This window comes from Polaromonas sp. P1_E3, assembly GCF_056405935.1.
In genome coordinates this window covers 1-722 of sequence record NZ_JBFUBD010000776.1, presented here as the reverse complement: position 1 = coordinate 722, position 722 = coordinate 1, and the positions used below count along the sequence as shown (strand labels likewise).

At 62.9% G+C, this 722-nt stretch carries 1 pseudogene; it reads right to left on the bottom strand.

The window, feature by feature from the left end:
* Positions 1–722: pseudogene (gene aceE, locus AC1D0Z_RS23470) on the bottom strand (pyruvate dehydrogenase (acetyl-transferring), homodimeric type); the annotation flags it as partial.

Here is a 722-nt window from a genome sequence, read left to right as displayed (position 1 = left end):
ACCGGCGTGTACTTCTGGCCGTCAGGGTTGTAGATGCCGATCTGGCGGAACAGGCCTTCCATGCCGAAGGTGCGGGCCTCGTCGACCAGGATGGGCACGACACGCGGGCCCAGGGCCTGGTCGCGCAGCAGCTGGGTCAGGAAACGCACATAGGCCTGCGTGGTCGAGATTTCGCGGCCTTCGGCCGTGGGCTCGATCACCGATTTGAAGGTCTCGAGCGCGGGCACGGTGAACTGCTCGTCGGCCTTCACACGGCGGTGCGGAAGGTAGCCGCCCAGGGCCTTGCGTCGCTCGTGCAGGTAGCGCATCTCGGGCGTGTCATCGGCCGGCTTGTAGAACGGAATGTCGGCGAGCTGGCTGTCGGGAATCGGGATGTTGAAGCGGTCGCGGAAGGCCTTGATGTCTTCGTCGGCCAGCTTTTTGGTCTGGTGAACGTTGTTCTTGCCTTCGCCGATCTTGCCCATGCCGAAGCCCTTGACGGTTTTGATCAGCAGGACGGTGGGCTGGCCCTCATGCTTGACGGCCGCGTGGAAGGCTGCGTAAACCTTTTGCGAATCATGGCCGCCACGGCGCAGGTTCCAGATGTCGTCGTCGCTCATCTTGGCGACCATCTCGAGCGTGCGCGGGTCCTTGCCGAAGAAATGCTTGCGAACGAAAGCGCCGTCATTGGCCTTCATGGCCTGGTAGTCGCCGTCGACCGTGTCCATCATGACCTTGCGAAG